1 pseudogene is annotated in these 3397 nt (G+C 74.1%); it reads right to left on the reverse strand.

Going from position 1 to position 3397, the window contains the following annotated elements:
- Window positions 1-3362, reverse strand: a pseudogene (locus AC3EQ1_RS31210) (SDR family NAD(P)-dependent oxidoreductase); the annotation flags it as partial.
- Between the last annotated feature and the right edge of the window lie 35 nt (window positions 3363-3397).

Consider the following 3397-nt stretch of genomic DNA (forward strand, 5'->3'; position numbering starts at 1 on the left):
TCCGAGGACGGTGCCCCTCCCCCGTCGTCGTCACGGACCGTTTCGGCCTGCGGCTCATCCGTCGGGGCGTCTTCGAGGATCACATGGGCGTTGGTGCCGCTGATGCCGAACGAGGACACACCTGCACGGCGCGGCTGCCGGCCGTCCTCCGGCCAGTCGACCGGCTCCGTCAGCAGTTCCACAGCCCCTGCCGACCAGTCCACATGCGGTGACGGCTCGTCGACGTGCAGCGTCCGCGGCAGGACGCCGTGGCGCATCGCCAGCACCATCTTGATGACACTCGCGACACCCGCGGCCGACTGGGTGTGACCGATGTTGGACTTCACTGAGCCGAGCCACAGGGGGCTCCCGGCAGCGCGCTCCTGACCGTAGGTGGCCAGCAGCGCCTGTGCCTCGATGGGATCACCGAGCGCCGTGCCCGTACCGTGCGCCTCCACCGCGTCCACCTGCTCCGGCGCGAGGTGGGCGTCCGTCAGCGCCTGGCGGATGACCCGCTGCTGGGAGGGGCCGTTGGGCGCGGTCAGGCCGTTCGACGCGCCGTCCTGGTTCACCGCCGAACCCCGCACCACCGCCAGCACCTGATGACCGTTCCGGCGGGCATCCGACAGCCGCTCCACCAGCAGCATGCCCACACCCTCGGCGAGGCCCATCCCGTCGGCCGCCCCGGAGAACGCCTTGCAGCGGCCGTCGGCCGCCAGGACCCGCTGGCGGCTGAATCCCGCGAACGGGCCGGGTGTCGGCATGACCACGACGCCGCCGGCCAGCGCCAGCGAGCATTCGCCCCGCCGCAGGGCCTGCACCGCCCAGTGGAGCGCCACCAGCGACGACGAGCAGGCGGTGTCGACGGTGACCGCGGGGCCCTCCAGGCCCAGCGTGTAGGAGACGCGGCCGGACAGGACGCTCGCCGCGGTCCCGGTGACCAGGTGGGCCTCGGCACCGTCCGGGGCATGCCGCGGGTCGCCGCCGTAGGGCTGGGCGGCCGCGCCCACGAAGACCCCGCCGCGGGTTCCACGCAGGGTCGTCGGGTCGATGCCCGCACGCTCCAGCGCCTCCCACGAGGTCTCCAGCAGCAGCCGCTGCTGCGGGTCCATCGCCAGCGCCTCACGCGGTGAAATCCCGAAGAACCCGGCGTCGAACTCCGCCGCGTCGTGCAGGAAACCGCCCTCACGGACATAGCTCGTCCCCGGACGGTCCGGATCCGGATCGAACAGCCCGTCCAGGTCCCAGCCGCGGTCGATGGGGAACCCGGAGATCGCGTCACCGCCCGCGGTGAGCAGCTGCCACAGGTCCTCCGGCGACCGCACACCGCCCGGGTAACGGCAGCTCATGCCCACGATGGCGATCGGGTCGTCGTGCGGGGCGGCCGCGGCCGTCGGGCCGGCCGGCGCGGAGGCGGAGTCCGTCGTCCCGTCCCGGTCCGTCGTGCCGCGGAGGAGTGTCCCGGTCAGATGGCGGACGAGGGCCTGCGGGGTCGGATGATCGAAGATCATGGTCGCCGGGAGCCGGACGCCGATCGCCGTCTGGAGGCGGTTGCGCAGTTCGACGGCGGTGAGCGAGTCGAACCCGATGTCCCGGAAGGCCCGGTCCGCCGCGACGGTCTCCCCCGAGGTGTGGCCGAGCACCGCGGCGGCGTGTGTCCGTACGAGCTCGAGGACCGCGGTCCGCCGCTCGTCCGCGGGCAGTGCGGCGAACCGGCCGACGGCGGAGGTCTCCCCCGGCTCGCCGGTGCCGCCGCCGGTGGAGGCAAGCGCGAGAGCGGCGCTGTCGGCGTTCTCCACGGCGGCGCGGGCCTCGGGCACGGTGTCGAGGAGGGGACGGGGCCGTGCCATGGTGAACGCGGGCACGAAGCGGTCCCAGTCGACGTCGGCGACCGCGACGAACGTCTCGTCGTGGTCGAGGACCTGTTGGAGCGCGGTGAACGCCGGCTCGGGTGCGATGAAGGGCAGCCCCTGGCGGCGCAGTTGCTCGGGCAGCACCTCTTCACGGTCGGCACCGCTGTCCCAGATGCCCCACGCCACCGAGGTCGCGCCGAGGCCCCGGGCCCGGCGCCGCTCCGCGAGCGCGTCCAGGTGGGCGTTGGCGGCGGCGTAGGCGGCGTGGTTGCCGCTGCCCCAGACGCCGGAGATCGAGGAGAACAGAACGAACGCGTCGACCTCCGGGCCGAACAGCGCGTCGAGGTGCTCGGCGCCCCGCGCCTTGGCGTCGACCACAGCGGCGAAGTCGGCGAGTTCGGTGTCCGCCAGGGCGGCCAGCTCGGTGTACGCGGCCGCGTGCAGCACGGCCCGCACCGGTTCCCCGGCTTCCGCGAGCCGCTCGGCGAGGGCCGCGACGGCGTCGCGGTCGGAGACGTCACAGGCAACGAGGGTGGCCCTGGCCCCGAGCGCGCTGAGCTCGTCGGCCAGTTCGGCCGCTCCCGGGGCGTCCGTCCCGCGCCGGCTGGTGAGCACCAGGTGCTCCGCGCCGCGGCGGGCCAGCCAGCGCGCGATGTGCGGCCCCAGCCCGCCCGTGGCGCCGGTGACGAGGACGGTGCCGCTCGGCTGCCAGTCCCGTACGGCCGGGGTGCCGGCCAGCGGGGAACGGACGAGGCGACGGACGTACACGCCGGAGGAACGGACGGCGAGCTGGTCCTCGGCCCCGCTCTCCGTGAGCACTCCGCACAGCCGGTCGAGGAGCCTGTCGAAGCTCAGCGGGTCCTGCGTCTGCGGCAGGTCGATCAGACCGCCCCAGCGGTCCGGGTGCTCCAGTGCGACGACCCGGCCGAGCCCCCAGATCTGGGCCTGTGCGGCATCGGGGAGTTCACCGGCGCGGCCGGTGACGACGGCTCCCGCGGTCACCAGCCACAACGGGGCGTCGATCCCGGCGTCGCCCAGTGCCTGCGTCAGCACCACGGTGGCGGCCGTACCGGACGGCAGAGCCGTGTGCACCGGATGTACGCCGTCGGTGAGTGCGGCGAACGACAGCACACCCGTGACCGACCCGGCGGCGTCGACGGCCTGGCGGAGCCGCCCGGCCAGTTCCTCGCGCAGGGGTGCCGTGTCGAGCGGCACACGGATCAGGTGCGAACCGCGCGCTTCCAGTGCGTCCGCCCAGCGGTCCCCGGAACCGTCGCGGGGCAGCAGGGCGAGCCAGGTCCCGGAGAGGGCACGTGCCTGTGCCCCGGGGAACGGCTGCCAGTCGATGCGGTAGCGCCACTGGTCCACCGTGGACAGCTCGCGGTGCTGCCGCCGCCAGGACGACAGGGCGGGCAGCACGGTACGGAACGGCTCGCCTTCCGCCACCTTCAGCGTGGACGTCAGGGAGGCGAGATCCTCGCGTTCGACCGCTTCCCAGAAGGTGCTCTCCACAGCGCCGGCGCTGTCCGCCCCGGTGTGACGGTGGGCGGACGCAGGTGCTTCGA

The organism is Streptomyces sp. bgisy100 (genome assembly GCF_057709105.1).